Source organism: Brevibacillus sp. FSL K6-2834 (assembly GCF_038592925.1).
In the GTDB taxonomy this organism is placed as follows: Bacteria; Bacillota; Bacilli; order Brevibacillales; family Brevibacillaceae; genus Brevibacillus; species Brevibacillus borstelensis.
This window is the reverse complement of sequence record NZ_CP151945.1, coordinates 905,028-918,547: the sequence shown is the minus strand read 5'-3', so window position 1 is coordinate 918,547 and position 13,520 is coordinate 905,028. Positions and strand designations below refer to the sequence as shown.

Sequence of the window (13,520 nt, the reverse complement as noted above, 5' to 3'; positions counted from 1 at the left end):
GGGAGAGTTCCAGTCAAACCAGAGGAGGGATTGCTGGCAAACAGAGTAAACATTTGAAGTCTTACCCTGCAGGCTCGCGGCCGGGCAAAAGCGGCTCATACATCATATACGCGCGGTTTTCCGCAATAAACTCGTCTCCAATCAGTTCGCCCTCCAGGTCATACACGCGCCGGTACAGAAGGTTGCGGCGTTCGTAGCCGCCCCAGAGCCCTGGAGTGATCGCGTGTTTCTTTTCATATACTTCGTATCGCCGCGTCGGCGGGTACTCGCCCAGCCACTCTCCGACGAGGCAGCCACCCCCAAGCGAAAGACGCAACTGAAAGGCCTGGTTCGTCTGATTGGCAATTTGAAGATCGAGGTAGTTGCAAAAACACGTCGCTCCGCTGCCAAATGGCTGCGTGCGGCTCGCGTCAGGAAAGACGTCGTAGCTGTGCCGGTGGCGCTCTGTCACGGTAAGGGGTGTAAACAGCGTCATCCAGTAGATCAGGTTGGACAGCTGGCACAAGCCTCCCCCCACACCAGCCAGCACCTGCCCATGCGACAGCAGCATCCCTTCCAGATACCCTTTGCGCCGCGTCGGCTTTCCGATCAGCTTCCAGTACGAGAACGTCTCTCCCGGACGGACGACGATTCCATCCAATCGCTCCGACGCAATGCGGAGGTTCGTTACTTTGTTGTGCTGCATCCACATCTCGACGTTTTGCAGTTGCCTTAGCAAAGGGGTCTGATGATGTTTATGCAGGCAAGGAAGTCTCTCCGGTTTTCTCAGTCTGGCATACTTTTTTCGGCCAAAGAGCCATTCTCTATAACGTTTGATGCGGTAATAGCAGATACCCGCTGCCAATCTCCAGCGGCTGCGCTTGATCGGTCTCATGGAGCCCCTCCTTTTTTGTTGATGAACAGGTTCAAAAGACCTGCATCCCCCCTATCTTCCGTCATGCCAGCAGCATGAGAGTTTAGGCTATAAGGATGATTTTTCCAAACCGTGTAGATTTGAGGGAAGACTTCGTGTAAACTGGAACTCAGCAGAATATTTTGAATATTGTGATGGAGAACAGGAGATTCACAGTATTCCATTCAGCTTACACGCTGGGGGGAATCTGTGATTTTTTGTTTTTGGGGCCCCGAAAACACCATCGCATATTCCAGCCTGCAGACCATGCTCCCTCTTTTCTTTGTCATCGCCTGTGGGAGCCAAAAAACGTCGAGGAGGAGATTTACATGATTCGCTTGGGAAAAACGTTGATGGCCGCAGTACTTGTTGCCGGATTGCTCCAGCCGCTGGCAGCTATGGCAGCACCCAATGAACATGCCCACCGCGTAGACACCGTCGCCCACCGTGGCGCTTCCGGCTATGCACCCGAGAACACCATGGCGGCGTTTCGCAAGGCAGTGAAAATGAAGGCTGACTACATCGAAATCGACGTGCAAGTGACAAAGGACGGGCAAATGGTCGTCATACACGACAATACCGTGGACCGCACTACCGACGGCACCGGAAAAGTGAAGGATTTGACCTTTGAAGAAATCCGCGAGCTGGATGCTGGCAGTTACTTCGATCCGGAATTTGCGGGCGAACAAATCCCCACTTTTGAAGAGGTGCTCGATGAATTCCGCGGCAAAACCGGCATCTTGATCGAATTAAAATCTCCTGAGCTGTATCCGGGCGTAGAAGAGATGGTAGCGGATGCCTTGCGCGAGCGAAACATGGACAAGCCCGCAAATAACAAGATCATCGTGCAATCGTTTAACTTCGACTCGATGAAAACATTCCACGAGCTTTTGCCGGACATTCCTGTCGGCGTTTTGACCAACAAGCCAGAGCAGTTGACCGATGAGATGCTCGACGAATTTGCCACTTATGCAGATTATGTGAATCCCAGCCTGAAAATGTTTTCCCCGGAATTGCTGGAACGCGTGCGCGAACGCGGAATGAAAATGTCGGTCTGGACCGTGCGGAAGCCGGAAGAAGCGGAACCGCTGCTGGACGCCGGCGTTGACGGCATTATCACGGATTACCCGGATTACGTGCCGCGCAACAAGCACAAGTAAAACCTGTTCAAAAGATCGTTCATTTGTCTGAACGCGCCTGTTTGTCACGGAAGGCAGATTGAACCGAGCGCGTCAGCCGATTATAGTTGGCGGCCTTCGTCCTTGTACACATGGACGCAAGGCCGTTTTTTGCATGGGAGCGAAACATGTACGCTTCCAATTTCAAACACATGCTCCCCAACAAAACAGGAGAGACCCGTTTCTGAGTCTCTCCTGCTGAACACACTATGCCTGTTTCCAACTACAGCCCTTCCGCCTACCTTTTCACAGCGCGAACGGTAGACAAAGCCGCCTGCAAGTCTTCGTAAATCACATTGCCCACGACAATCGTATCAGCCAAGGCCGCCATTTCCGCTGCCTGCTCCGCCGTCCGGATGCCGCCGCCGTAAAACAGATGCGCTTCCCCGGCGCCGCTTTTGCATGCCCGGACTACAGCCGGATCTCCATAGGCCCCGCTGTACTCCAGATAGACAATTGGCAGGCGGCAAATTTTTGCGGCTGTCTGCGCATACGCCTTGGCTTCCGCAGCGCCTTCTATCGGGCGGGCTTTTGTCAGTCTGGCAACACCCGAATCAGGGTTGGCTACCAGATAGCCTTCGGCAATGATCTCGTCCCAATGTATGTACTGGCCGAAAGCCTTGAGGCCGCTGACGTGCGGGGCAAACAGCCAATCTGCATCCCCCGCGTTGATCACCAGCGGAATAAAATACGAATCGAAGCCGGGTACAACCGCATCCAGCGAAGAGATTTCCAGGACTGCAGGTACCGCATAACGCCGGATCCGAGACATCAGCTCAAGCGTGTTGTCATATGTCACGCCATAGGTGCCGCCGACAATAATGGCATCCGTACCGGATTCGCATAAAGCCTCCAGCTCATCGTCTCCGATGGTTTTATCCGGGTCCAGTTTAAAGGTATGGCGCCAACTGCGATAATCAATCAACGGTGCTGCCTCCTGCCTATTTTCCGATCCGCTCAAGCGCCAGCTGATAACCGTCGTTGCCGTAGTTCAAGCAGCGCTTGACGCGTGAGATGGTCGCCGTGCTCGCTCCCGTCTCCGCTTCGATCTGATTGTAGGTGTAGCCCTTGCGCAGCATGCGTGCCACTTCCAGACGCTGTGCGAGCGACTGCATTTCATTGATGGTGCAGAGATCATCAAAAAACTGATAGCACTCTTCCATCGTCTCCAAGGAAAGAACGGCCTCAAACAGCTGCTCGATCCCTTTTCCTTTTAGTTTTTCCAATTGCATCAGGATCACCCCGTCATAGGGAAGTTTTTTCACTGTAAAATTTTTAAGCGTTAAAGCTTACAAGATTATCTTAGAAGAAACAGGGCCACCCTGCAAGCCCCTATTCTCCGAAACCTATTCAAACTTGAGGTAGCTCGTCATCGCCGGGGCATTCGGCACGATCGAAACCCATGTATTGCCGCGCAAAAGCGGCACTTCCTTGGTCATGGAAGCGTCCTCGTAAGCCCGGATGACGCCGCCAGCCCGCTTCCATTTGATTTTTTTCGCCTTGCCCTGCTGGAACAGATATCCATCTCCCGGACCGACGACGTCCACCTGACGGCGGCCTTCACTATCCAGCACGCGATGCTTTGCGGCAATGACCAGCAGATTGGTCGTCGAGAGCTGCTCGTCTGTCGTCAGATCAAGATGCGGTTTGCCCTCTGTAAGCCGCATGTACTTTTTCTTTTCTGCATCGTAAACAAAGCCTGCTTTGTTGAGCGAATGAAAGACGAGATCGACCTTTGTCGCCGGCTCCCCTTCCGTGATCTCGGCATCTTCCGGCAAAAACGGAAAGTACGGCAGCTCGCCTGTCATGCGAATGCCTTTGTCCAGCATCGCCTGCTCAATCAGCTCCGGTTTGGTATACAGATTATGCGGGGCGTGGCGAAACTTCTCCCGCCAAAAATAGCGGCCGTTGGGAATTTCGTCGAGGTGGCTGTAATCGGAACGAGCCAGCGTGTTGAGCGCATCCGGACTGCCGCCGGCATGAACCAGCATGGCATCGATCCCAACTCCAAGCTGAATAAAATAGGGACGGATGCTGCGGACCGGTCCGATCACTTCCGGCCTTTGACTGTGGAAAACGGCGAGAAGGCGGGTCATTTCCCCTTCTGCCAGCACTTCGTATACCAGATCCGCCTTGTTAATCCCTGATTGCGGGCGGGCCTGCGGTGCATTGTTGATCATGACCATAATCGGCCGCTGGTCCAGCCTTGTCTGGCTGCCCAGGCCGGTAAACGGCGCAGTGTAAGGAAGCTTTGGCGGTTCCGCCGAGGGCGGCTGCACAATCGGAGCGGGCGGCTGCTCGGGCTGCGGCGTCGTGTCAGCCGGTTTGTTCGAACACGCTGCAAGCAGCGCCAGAGAAAGCAACATGAGAGTTCGTGTGATGCGTCTTTGCATGAAAGCGCTCCTTTCCGGTTTTCTCTCGCACCCTCTTTTTTTCTCTGAAAGGAAAACAGAATCCTGCTTCCACACGTTTTCCACGATTCTCATACGCCGCTCCCACACATCCGGCCCGCGACTGTGCTACAATTTATGCAAACTCAGATGAAAAGCGAGGAAGTAAGCCATGCAAACTCCCTACCTCGTCTATCTGGTAGATGACGAAACCAGCCTCTTGGAGCTATTGCAATCGTATCTGCAAAACGCCGGTTTTCAGGTTCGCGCGTTTCAAAGCGGCGCCGAGGTTCTCCCCGTCCTGGAAGAACCGGAGCAGCCCCATATATGGATTCTCGACATCATGCTCCCGGACATCGATGGCTATGAGCTGCTGCGCCTGATCCGGGGCAAATCCGACGTGCCCATCGTCTTTATTTCCGCCCGTGATCAGGACATGGACAAAATCATCGGGCTTGAGCTGGGCAGCGACGATTATCTCGCCAAGCCGTTTCTGCCGCGTGAACTCGTCATTCGCGTGCAAAAGCTGCTGCAGCGCACCTATGAAAAAGGAGGGGCCGCAGTCCCTGCTCCCATTCAGGCTTCCTACGAGGACTGGGTGACGATCGGGCCGTACCAGATCTCCGAAAAGGGACGGCAGGTAAAAGAAAACGGGAACCAGATCGAGCTGACGACTAAAGAATTTGAGCTGATCGTCTACCTCCTCCACAATCAGGGCCTGGCGCTCAATCGCGAGCAAATCCTGACAGCAATCTGGGGAGAGGACTACATCGGTTCCGATCGGGCTGTGGACGATCTGGTCAAGCGCATCCGCAAGAAAATGCCCAAGTTTCCGCTGGAGACTGTCTATGGCTTCGGCTACCGGATGACCCGCACATGAGCAAATTCCGACTGAAAAACCTGCCGCTCTCCCGGCAAATCCTCATCCTGTTCATGCTCTTGACCAGCGTGCTGGGGATCGGAGTCGGGATTGTTTTTCCTTTTGCCGTCAAGCAGTACCTGGTCAACAATACGTATTCGCTTCTGGAGCAGGAGTTTTACACCCTGTCCGACCACATCTCCTTTAACGAGCACAACGAGCTGTTACCGGTACCGGCAGCCGCCCCTTACTTTTTGCAGGTGCTGCTGTCTCGTTATGAATACTCGTTTGACATGATCGTCTTTTCGACCGACGGCGTAGAGCTGGGCAGCCGCATTACGGAGAGGGAACGGTTTTCCTATAACGACGCGGCCGCACTCTACAAGAAAGCGGCCTCCTATCCCGGCAACAAGCTCCAGCACGGGACCCTGGAGCGCGGGGGAGAAGACTATCTGTTCGTCAGCAGGCTGATGGACTACCACGGCTTTCCCTACTATATGGTGCTGTTCTCCAAAGAACGCGAGCTGAATCAAATCAACTCGCTGCTGACCAGGCAGTTTCTCATGATCTTTGTCGTGCTGCTCCTGATCAGCTGGCTGCTGGCCGTCTGGTTCAGCCGCTACCTGAGCAAACCGCTCCGATCGCTGGACGAATCCTGCCAGAAAATCGCCCGGCGACAGTTTGATACGCCGCTCACGCTGGATCGCGGGGACGAGATCGGCCAATTGGCGCGCTCCTTTGAAACGATGAAGGATCAGTTGAAGGAACACGACGAATCTCAGCGCCATTTTGTGCAAAATATTTCCCACGAGCTGAAGACACCGATCATGGCGATACAAGGCTACACGCAGGGCTTGCTGGAGGGAGTCTTCCAGGGCCCGCAGGCGGAAAAAGGATTGCAAACGATCATGCAGGAAAGCAAGCGACTGGAAAAGGTCGTGGGACAGCTCTTGTACTTGACCAAAATCGAATCCGTCTCGCAAATGATGCAGATGGGCAGAGTCGATGTGACGGAGATGTTTCAATTGCTGGAGCAGCGGCTCTCCGTGCTGAACCCGGACATTTCCTGGCAGCTTGATCTGCCGCCCGCCCTCATCCTCGAAGGCGATGGCGAGCAGTTGAGCACTGCCTTTGTCAATATCCTGGAAAACCAGCTGCGCTACGCAAAAAGCCGGTTGGTCGTGACCGGCCGGCAAGCGGACGACAGGGTCGTCATCACCATCGCAAATGACGGTCCGCCGATCGAAGAAGCTCTGCTCCCGCAACTGTTCCAGCGGTTCCGCAAGGGGAAATCGGGCAAGCACGGACTCGGTCTGGCCATCGCCCGCGCTGTCTTTGAAGCCCACAAAGGCAGCATCGCTGTCCGCAATGAAGCGGAAGGCCCCTGCTTTACGATTACGCTACCCGTAAAGAGATAGCAAACCAGCAGAAAAGCTCCGGACCTCCGGAGCTTTTTGGCCTTTCATTTATTTTGGGTCTTACATTTATGTAACCGGGGGCGGCCGAGTTGTTTTTGCATGGAATAATTCTATTTTATCGTTTTGTATTTTTTTATTATTTCAACTAGAAAGAATATTCGTTGACGCGGCCACTATCAGTTGATATGTTTATAAAATATATATATTATTCACAAATTACTTGGGGGTCTCATTGTGAAAAAGAAAACGATGCTCTTACTCTCCGCTCTACTGACCAGTTCGCTCGTTGCCGGATGTGGTACGGGCGGCGGCGGGAATACCGCTTCGTCACCTTCCACCGCTCCATCTTCTGCTCCATCAGCTCCGTCTTCCGAAGGAGGGGCCGGAGGCGGAAGCTCGAACGTGATCAAGATTGCCACCCAAAGTCCGCTGTCCGGAGCCCAGTCGCTCGAAGGCGACGGCATCAAGCTCGGGGCGCAAATGGCCGTGCAAGAGCGTGCCGAAGCGTTTAAAAAGCTTGGTTTTGAGATCCAGCTCTTCCCGCAGGACGACCAGGCAGACCCGAAAATCGGCGTATCCAACGCGGAAATGCTGATTTCCGACCCGGACGTGTACGCGGTGGTCGGCCACTACAATACAGGCGTCGCCATCCCGTCCTCTGTCAAGTATGAAGAAGGCAAGCTCGCAATGATCTCCCCTGCAAATACCGGGGTCGAGCTGACGGAAGCGAACAGAAAGAGCGTAAACCGGATCGTCGCTCGCAACGACCAGATCGCTCCTGCCGCAGCCAAATACGCAAAAGACAAGTTGGGAGCCGCAACGGTCTACCTCGCTCACGACAAAACGGCCTATGGCCAAGGCTTGACCGACGAGGTCCGCAAAGCATTCAAGGACCTGGGTGTAACCGAAGTCGGCTACGAAGGGGTCACCGCAGGCGAAAAGGATTACAGCGCAATCGTCAACCAATTGGTGGCGAAAAAGCCCGATCTTGTCTTCTACGGCGGCATGTACGCGGAGATGGGCATCATCGCCAAGCAAGCCCGCGAAAAGGGCTTCACCGGCAAATTCATGGGCGGCGAGGGATTGGAGTCGGCGGATATGTATAAAATCGCCGGACCCGCTGCGGAAGGGATCGTTTATGCGACTGTCGTAAGCGACATCCGTTCGCAGGAGCAAGGCAAGCAATGGGTAGAAAAATTCAAGGCAGCCTTCAACAAAGAGCCAGGCGCGTTCTCTCCTTTTGCTTATGACGCTACACTGGTCGCCTTGAACGGAATGGAAAAGGCGATTCAAGAAAACGGGGGCAAAAAGCCTACCCGCGAGCAGGTCATGAATGCAATCCGCGCCACGAACGAGTTCAGCGGTCTGTTTACAAAGGTCACCTTTGACGAAAAAGGCGACAACAAGCACTCCCAGGTTTACATCTATCAATACGGAAAAGAAAAAGCCGAATTTTTGGGCGAAGCAGGAAATTAAGGGGACACACGAAAAAGCACCTGTCTTGAAAAAAAAGACATGGTGCTTTTCTTTTTTTATGGAACGAAACGGCCCTCTGCCGCCAAAACTAAACCCCTCATCCTTGTCGCCAGGATGAGGGGTTCGTCTGTCCCTCATCTTTCAGCCAATCTTACCAGAAGCGCCGACCGGACTGTTATCAGCATCTTTCGATCAATCTCGCCAAGAGAGCCGACCGGACTGGGATCTGGTCGATCTCGATGAACTCGTCCGGGGAATGGGCATAGCCCCCTTTGGCCCCCAGCCCGTCAAGCGTTGGGACACCGCATGCGGCAGCAAAGTTGCCGTCGCTGACACCGCCCGTACCGGACTCCTCCAGCTCGATCCCGATTTCTTGCTCGGCAATGCTTTTTGCCAAAGCGAACAGCCTGCCGATCTCGTCTGTCCTCTCCATCGGCGGTCGTCGCATGCCTCCGGTCACGGTCAGGCGGGTACCGGGAAGACTCGGCTGCAAGGAGTGGAAAAGCTGTTCCATCTGCCTTGCAGCCTCCAGCGTCATCACCCGTACATCCACCTCTGCCTCGGCAAAGTCCGCCACGACATTCGAGCCGATTCCTCCTTTGACAAGCCCGACATTCACCGTCGTGCCCACCTCGTAATCGGTAAAGGTGTGCAAGTATTGAATGATCCGGGACATCTCCTCGATAGCCGATACCCCTTTGGCGTGATCGACACCGGCATGCGAGGAGACCCCGTGCACGCGAAGCTGGAAGTGGGCGCTCCCCTTCCGCCATGTTTTGAGAGCGCCGTGCGGTTCTGTTGGCGGCTCCAGAACAAAGCTGGCTACCGCCCCTTCCGCCTCCCGTTCTACCAACCGTCGCGAGGTCGGACTGCCGATTTCTTCGTCGCTGTTCAGAAGGAGAACGACCTGCTTGTCAGCGGGGAATTGCCCCAGCTCCTGCAGGGCCCGCAAAGCGTAGAACGCCTGCAGTACGCCTGCCTTCATGTCGTACACGCCGGGGCCGTACGCTCTGCCATTTTTTATCGCAAATGGCCTGCGGTCCGCCTCTCCCTCCGGCCAAACGGTATCGTAATGTCCAATGACGAGCACCCGCTTCTCGCCGTTTCCGAGCACACAGCGCAGCTGATCTCCATACTGTTCATTGGCGATACGCTCCGCTTGCCCGCCTGTCAGCTCGACAAACCTTTTGCCAAACCAGTCTGCCATCCGGTCCCCCAGCGCTTTGCTGCGCGAAGGCGAATCCATGTTGACACACTGCCTGAGATCCTCGATCAATTGCTGTTGATACTGTTGCAATAATAAGTGGATGTCCATTGTGCCTCTTCCTTAGTGGGATTGAGAATTGAGTCCAAACAGCCGTTCCAGTCCGTACACCTTTTCCAGGATGACGATAAACAAAAGACTGAGCAGGATGACCACTGAAGAGATGGACGCAACCAAAGGATCGAGCGTCTCCTGCATGTAGGTGAAAATAGCCAGCGGCAGCGTTGTCGTGTCAGGCGCCACTAAGAACAGGGATACCGTCACGTTGTCAAAAGAAGTCAAAAAGGAAAAAATCATCCCTGACACAATAGCCGGACGCAGCAGAGGCAGGGTAATGTCCCAGAACACCCGCAGCGGACGCGCTCCCAGCATGTAGCCCGCCTTCTCCAGCGTATAGTCAAACGTGCTTAATCCGGTCAACACGAGACGAACGACATACGGAATGGAAATCAGTATGTGCGCAAGCAGCAGCCCGGTAAACGTACCGGCTATCCCGATACGCGTAAAGAACAGCAGCGCGGCAATCCCGATAATGAGCGATGGAACGGTCAAAGGAGACAGCAGCAGGCCGTTGATGATTCCTTTTCCGCGAAACTTGTATCTGTGCAGGGCCATCGCTGCCAGCGTGCCGATCAGGGTTGCCAGCACAGCGGTGATGGCCGCGAGCTTGATGCTGAACCAGAACGATTCGATAAATTCCGGCCGTTCGAGAATCATCGTGTACCACTGCCAGGAAAAGCCTTCGGGAGGAAAAGAGAGATATCCCGCCGCGGTAAATGAACTCGGTATGATAACCAGAAACGGCAGGTTTACCAGGATGAGTACCAAAAAGGTGATAAGGCCAAGCGGTTTCAGTTTTGTCATGACGAAAACACCTCTTTGTATCGCTTGGTCTCAATCAGCCTGGTGTAGAGAGTCACAAGCAAAATCGTACTGCCCAAAAGCAGAAATGCCAGCGCCGCTCCCAGCGGCCAGTTCAGCGTAGCCATTATCTGTTCATAAGCAATTACCGGCATGACTTTCACCGACGTTCCCCCCATCAGTGCAGGTGTGACGAATGCGCTCATGGACAGGCTGAAAACGAGTGTCGTCCCGGCGACAAGCCCCGGCAGACTGAGCGGCAGTGTCACGGTAAAAAAGGTCCGCACCCGGGATGCCCCGAGGATCGAGGCGGCCTTGGACAAGGACGGATCAATCGCATACAGGCTGGTCGCAATCGCCAGTACCATATAGGCGATAAAGGAGTCCGTCAGACCGATTACGACGCCTAGCTCGTTGTACAGCAACCGGAGCGGCTCTTTGATCAGTCCGAGCGCAAGCAAAACCTCGTTGATCCAGCCCTTTTCCCCGAGCACGACCACCCAGCCGAAATTGCGGATGACGACACTGATCAGGTGGGGAGCGAGGATCAGCATGGTCACGATGCCCCGCATCTTTCCCGTCGCCTGAGCCATAAACATCGCCACCGGAAAGCCGAGGACCAGCGAACAGAGTACGGTCCAAAGGCTGACCCGTATCGTCCTCCACATGATCTCCGCATAATACGGGTCCTTTGCAAACAACAAGTAGTTTTCCACGCTGAAGGCTTGCTCGTCATTTTGAAAGCTGAGCAGCAGCATGAGCAGCATCGGGAGAAGAAAGACGCCGAGCAGAACGACCATGCTCGGTGCCGTCAAAAGAAGAATCGACAGCCTTTTGTTCATCGTCATCCCCTCTCCGCCGGCATGACCAGCACATCTTCCGCATCCCAGCTGCAAGAGACAGCCTTGCCGGGGACGAGCTCCACGCCTTTATCGACCGTTTGCAGCTTGACAGATATGCTGTGCCCGTTTGCCTGCACCTCGCATTCCGTATAGGAACCGAGGAACGAGCTGAGCTTCAACTGACCGTTGACCCGATTTCTTCCTTCCGGCGCCGTATCGGCAGACAGTCTGATTTTTTCCGGACGGATAAAAACGGTTGCTTTTTGCCCGGGGAGAAGCATCAGGTTTGCAGACTTTGCCTCTACGAGAAGACCGCCGATTGTCTGGATGATCAAGGAGTCGCCTTCATGCCCGGCGACTTCTCCCTCGAGACGGTTGGTCTTGCCGATAAACGTATGGACAAATTCGGAAGCAGGCCGGTTGTAAATATCCTTCGGTGTGCCGATCTGCTCGATGAAGCCGTGGTTCATCACGACGATCCGGTCTGACAGGGAGAGCGCCTCTTCCTGATCATGTGTCACAAAAATGGTCGTAACGCCGATTTCCTGGTGCAGCCGTTTCAACTCATCGCGCAGCTCTTCTCTCAGCTTCGCGTCGAGATTGCTGAGCGGCTCGTCCAGCAAGAGCAGAGACGGCTCGATGACCAGCGCACGGGCGATGGCGATGCGCTGCCGCTGCCCTCCGGACAACTGCTTCGGGTAGCGGTCTGCGACATGCGGCAGCTTGACCAGATCAAGCACGCGTCCCACCCGCTCCTGGATCTGCGATTTGCTGATTTTTCGCAGCTTCAGCCCGTAGGCGATATTCTCCGCTACGGTCATGTGCGGAAAGAGCGAGTAGGTCTGGAACACCATTCCCAGCTCACGCTTGTAGGGAGGGACACCGTTCATCCGCTGTCCCTTGATCAGCAGATCGCCGCCATCCGGGTCAAGGAAACCGGCGATCATATTCAGCGTGGTCGTTTTGCCGCAACCCGACGGCCCTAAAAACGAGACGAACTCTCCCTGCTCCACTTGCAGGTTGAAGTCCTGAACCACGATATTGTTCTGAAACTTCTTCATGAGGCTGCGCAGTTCGACATCAATCACCTTGCTCAAACAGACACCTACTTTCCTGTAATGGGTGCGATTTCTTTATTGAAGCGGTCCAGCCAACTGGCCGTTTCCTTCCCGATGACATCGTAGTCGAAGTTTACGACCTTGCTGCGGTCAAACTCCAATTGCTTCGCCACATCCTCCGGAAGCTTCACAGCAGTGGCAGGATTGTAGTACAGCTCCGTCGCGTACATGGTCTGTACCTCGTCACTCAGCAAAAAGTCGATAAATGCCTTTGCCGCATTCGGATGCTTGGCCCCTTTTACCAATGTCGCTACGTTCGGAACGATGTTTCCGCCCTCTTGCGGGAAGACGAATTCCAGCGGAAGTCCGGCGTCTTTTTGGGTCAGGCTGCGAGCCATCGTCCAGGTAGTGTACGCCGCGCTCTTGTTTTGCAGGTTTTGCTGCAGCTGGGCCGCGCTCTTCGCAAAGGTAGGCATATATCCCGCAATCGTTTTCATTTTTTCAAAGCCGGGCTCGATGTTTTTCTCGGAGCCTCCGTCTGCATAGGCCATCATGATCATCGCGGAGCGGCCGAAGTTGCTTGCTACATCAGTCATCGTAATATAGCCTTTTACTTCCGGCTTGGCGAGGTCATTCCAGGAAGCCGGTACCGGCAGATTTTTTTCTTTGACCAATTCGCTGTTGTAGGAAATGCCCATCGGGGTAAAGTTGACGGTTACGCCGCTGTTTTCCGCGATCTTCAAGTCATCCGGGACATTTTTCATATTCGGAATGTCCGCTTCGGAGATCGCTTCCCAAAGCCCCTCCTGGCGGCCTTTTTCCTGCTCGCCGCCCTCGATGACGGTCATGTCAATTTGAGGCGAGTTTTTCTGCGCCTTCACCTTGGCGACAATTTCCGTGGAAACGCCAGACACGTACGTCAGCTTGACATTCGGATATTTCTCGTTGAACTTTTTGAAGATCACGTCTTTCATCAGCTTTTCGACAGTGGCCCCGTTGCCCGCGATGACCAGCGTGTCCTCCAATTGAGCCTCGGCTTGTCCGGCACTCTTGTTGTCTGCCGGTTGGCCCTGTGGCGCAGATGATTGCGGTGCAGAAGTGGACGAACCACAGCCTGCGAGTAGTGAACCTGTCAATGCAAGAACAGAGAGCAGCGATAATGTCTTTTTCTTCACTTGTCTTCATCCCCCGTATCTCTAATTGTTGTTCACGAATAGAGAACGATGTTTGCTATTCAAGAACATTAGTGTTATACTACCATAAGTATACTGACAATTCAAGA

At 54.3% G+C, this 13,520-nt stretch carries 13 protein-coding genes; 4 read left to right on the top strand and 9 right to left on the bottom strand.

The window, feature by feature from the left end:
• Positions 1 to 61 precede the first annotated feature (61 nt).
• Positions 62 to 874 (bottom strand): VanW family protein, encoded by an 813-nt coding sequence (locus NST96_RS04730; RefSeq protein WP_171505826.1) that lies wholly within the window; start codon positions 872 to 874, stop codon positions 62 to 64.
• Positions 875 to 1,221: 347 nt separating this feature from the next.
• On the opposite strand from NST96_RS04730, the gene NST96_RS04725 reads away from it, so the two are divergent.
• The gene (locus NST96_RS04725) at positions 1,222 to 2,052 is read left to right on the top strand and encodes a glycerophosphodiester phosphodiesterase (protein WP_003389407.1); all 831 of its coding nucleotides are present in this window, start codon (positions 1,222 to 1,224) and stop codon (positions 2,050 to 2,052) included.
• A gap of 256 nt (positions 2,053 to 2,308) precedes the next feature.
• On the opposite strand, the gene NST96_RS04720 is transcribed toward NST96_RS04725, so the two are convergent.
• The 3 genes from NST96_RS04720 to NST96_RS04710 form a co-directional block, all read right to left on the bottom strand.
• The gene (locus tag NST96_RS04720) at positions 2,309 to 2,995 is read right to left on the bottom strand and encodes a heptaprenylglyceryl phosphate synthase (protein WP_003389408.1); all 687 of its coding nucleotides are present in this window, start codon (positions 2,993 to 2,995) and stop codon (positions 2,309 to 2,311) included.
• 16 nt (positions 2,996 to 3,011) lie between these two features.
• Complete coding sequence (locus NST96_RS04715) at positions 3,012 to 3,302, bottom strand: YerC/YecD family TrpR-related protein (protein WP_003389409.1); 291 nt, start codon at positions 3,300 to 3,302, stop codon at positions 3,012 to 3,014.
• A 114-nt stretch (positions 3,303 to 3,416) separates the two neighbouring features.
• Positions 3,417 to 4,463 carry a DUF3048 domain-containing protein gene (locus NST96_RS04710; protein ID WP_031932046.1) on the bottom strand — a complete coding sequence of 349 codons (1,047 nt, stop codon included), beginning with the start codon at positions 4,461 to 4,463 and terminating at the stop codon, positions 3,417 to 3,419.
• A gap of 169 nt (positions 4,464 to 4,632) precedes the next feature.
• Between NST96_RS04710 and NST96_RS04705 the strand changes: the two genes are divergently transcribed.
• The 3 genes from NST96_RS04705 (at position 4,633) to NST96_RS04695 (ending at position 8,213) form a co-directional block, all read left to right on the top strand.
• On the top strand, positions 4,633 to 5,340 hold the full coding sequence (locus NST96_RS04705) for a response regulator transcription factor (RefSeq protein ID WP_003389411.1): 708 nt from the start codon (positions 4,633 to 4,635) through the stop codon (positions 5,338 to 5,340).
• Complete coding sequence (locus NST96_RS04700) at positions 5,337 to 6,737, top strand: HAMP domain-containing sensor histidine kinase (protein WP_003389412.1); 1,401 nt, start codon at positions 5,337 to 5,339, stop codon at positions 6,735 to 6,737. The genes NST96_RS04705 and NST96_RS04700 overlap by 4 nt, the downstream gene beginning before the upstream one ends.
• 234 nt (positions 6,738 to 6,971) lie before the next feature.
• On the top strand, positions 6,972 to 8,213 hold the full coding sequence (locus NST96_RS04695; RefSeq protein WP_243014207.1) for a branched-chain amino acid ABC transporter substrate-binding protein: 1,242 nt from the start codon (positions 6,972 to 6,974) through the stop codon (positions 8,211 to 8,213).
• 178 nt (positions 8,214 to 8,391) lie between these two features.
• Here the strand turns inward: NST96_RS04695 and NST96_RS04690 are convergent, their stop codons facing one another.
• From NST96_RS04690 to NST96_RS04670, 5 genes are read right to left on the bottom strand one after another with little or no spacing between them, the layout of a single operon-like run.
• The gene (locus NST96_RS04690; RefSeq protein ID WP_024983556.1) at positions 8,392 to 9,528 is read right to left on the bottom strand and encodes a M20 family metallopeptidase; all 1,137 of its coding nucleotides are present in this window, start codon (positions 9,526 to 9,528) and stop codon (positions 8,392 to 8,394) included.
• A gap of 12 nt (positions 9,529 to 9,540) precedes the next feature.
• Entirely contained in the window at positions 9,541 to 10,341 is an 801-nt protein-coding gene (locus NST96_RS04685) for an ABC transporter permease (protein ID WP_342405651.1), read from the bottom strand.
• Positions 10,338 to 11,180, bottom strand: a complete 843-nt coding sequence (locus NST96_RS04680) for an ABC transporter permease (protein ID WP_024983555.1) — start codon at positions 11,178 to 11,180, stop codon at positions 10,338 to 10,340. The genes NST96_RS04685 and NST96_RS04680 overlap by 4 nt, the downstream gene beginning before the upstream one ends.
• A 2-nt stretch (positions 11,181 to 11,182) precedes the next feature.
• On the bottom strand, positions 11,183 to 12,277 hold the full coding sequence (locus tag NST96_RS04675) for an ABC transporter ATP-binding protein (RefSeq protein ID WP_024983554.1): 1,095 nt from the start codon (positions 12,275 to 12,277) through the stop codon (positions 11,183 to 11,185).
• A gap of 8 nt (positions 12,278 to 12,285) precedes the next feature.
• Positions 12,286 to 13,413, bottom strand: coding sequence for an ABC transporter substrate-binding protein (locus NST96_RS04670; protein ID WP_340701572.1), 1,128 nt, complete (start codon positions 13,411 to 13,413; stop codon positions 12,286 to 12,288).
• Positions 13,414 to 13,520 lie beyond the last annotated feature (107 nt).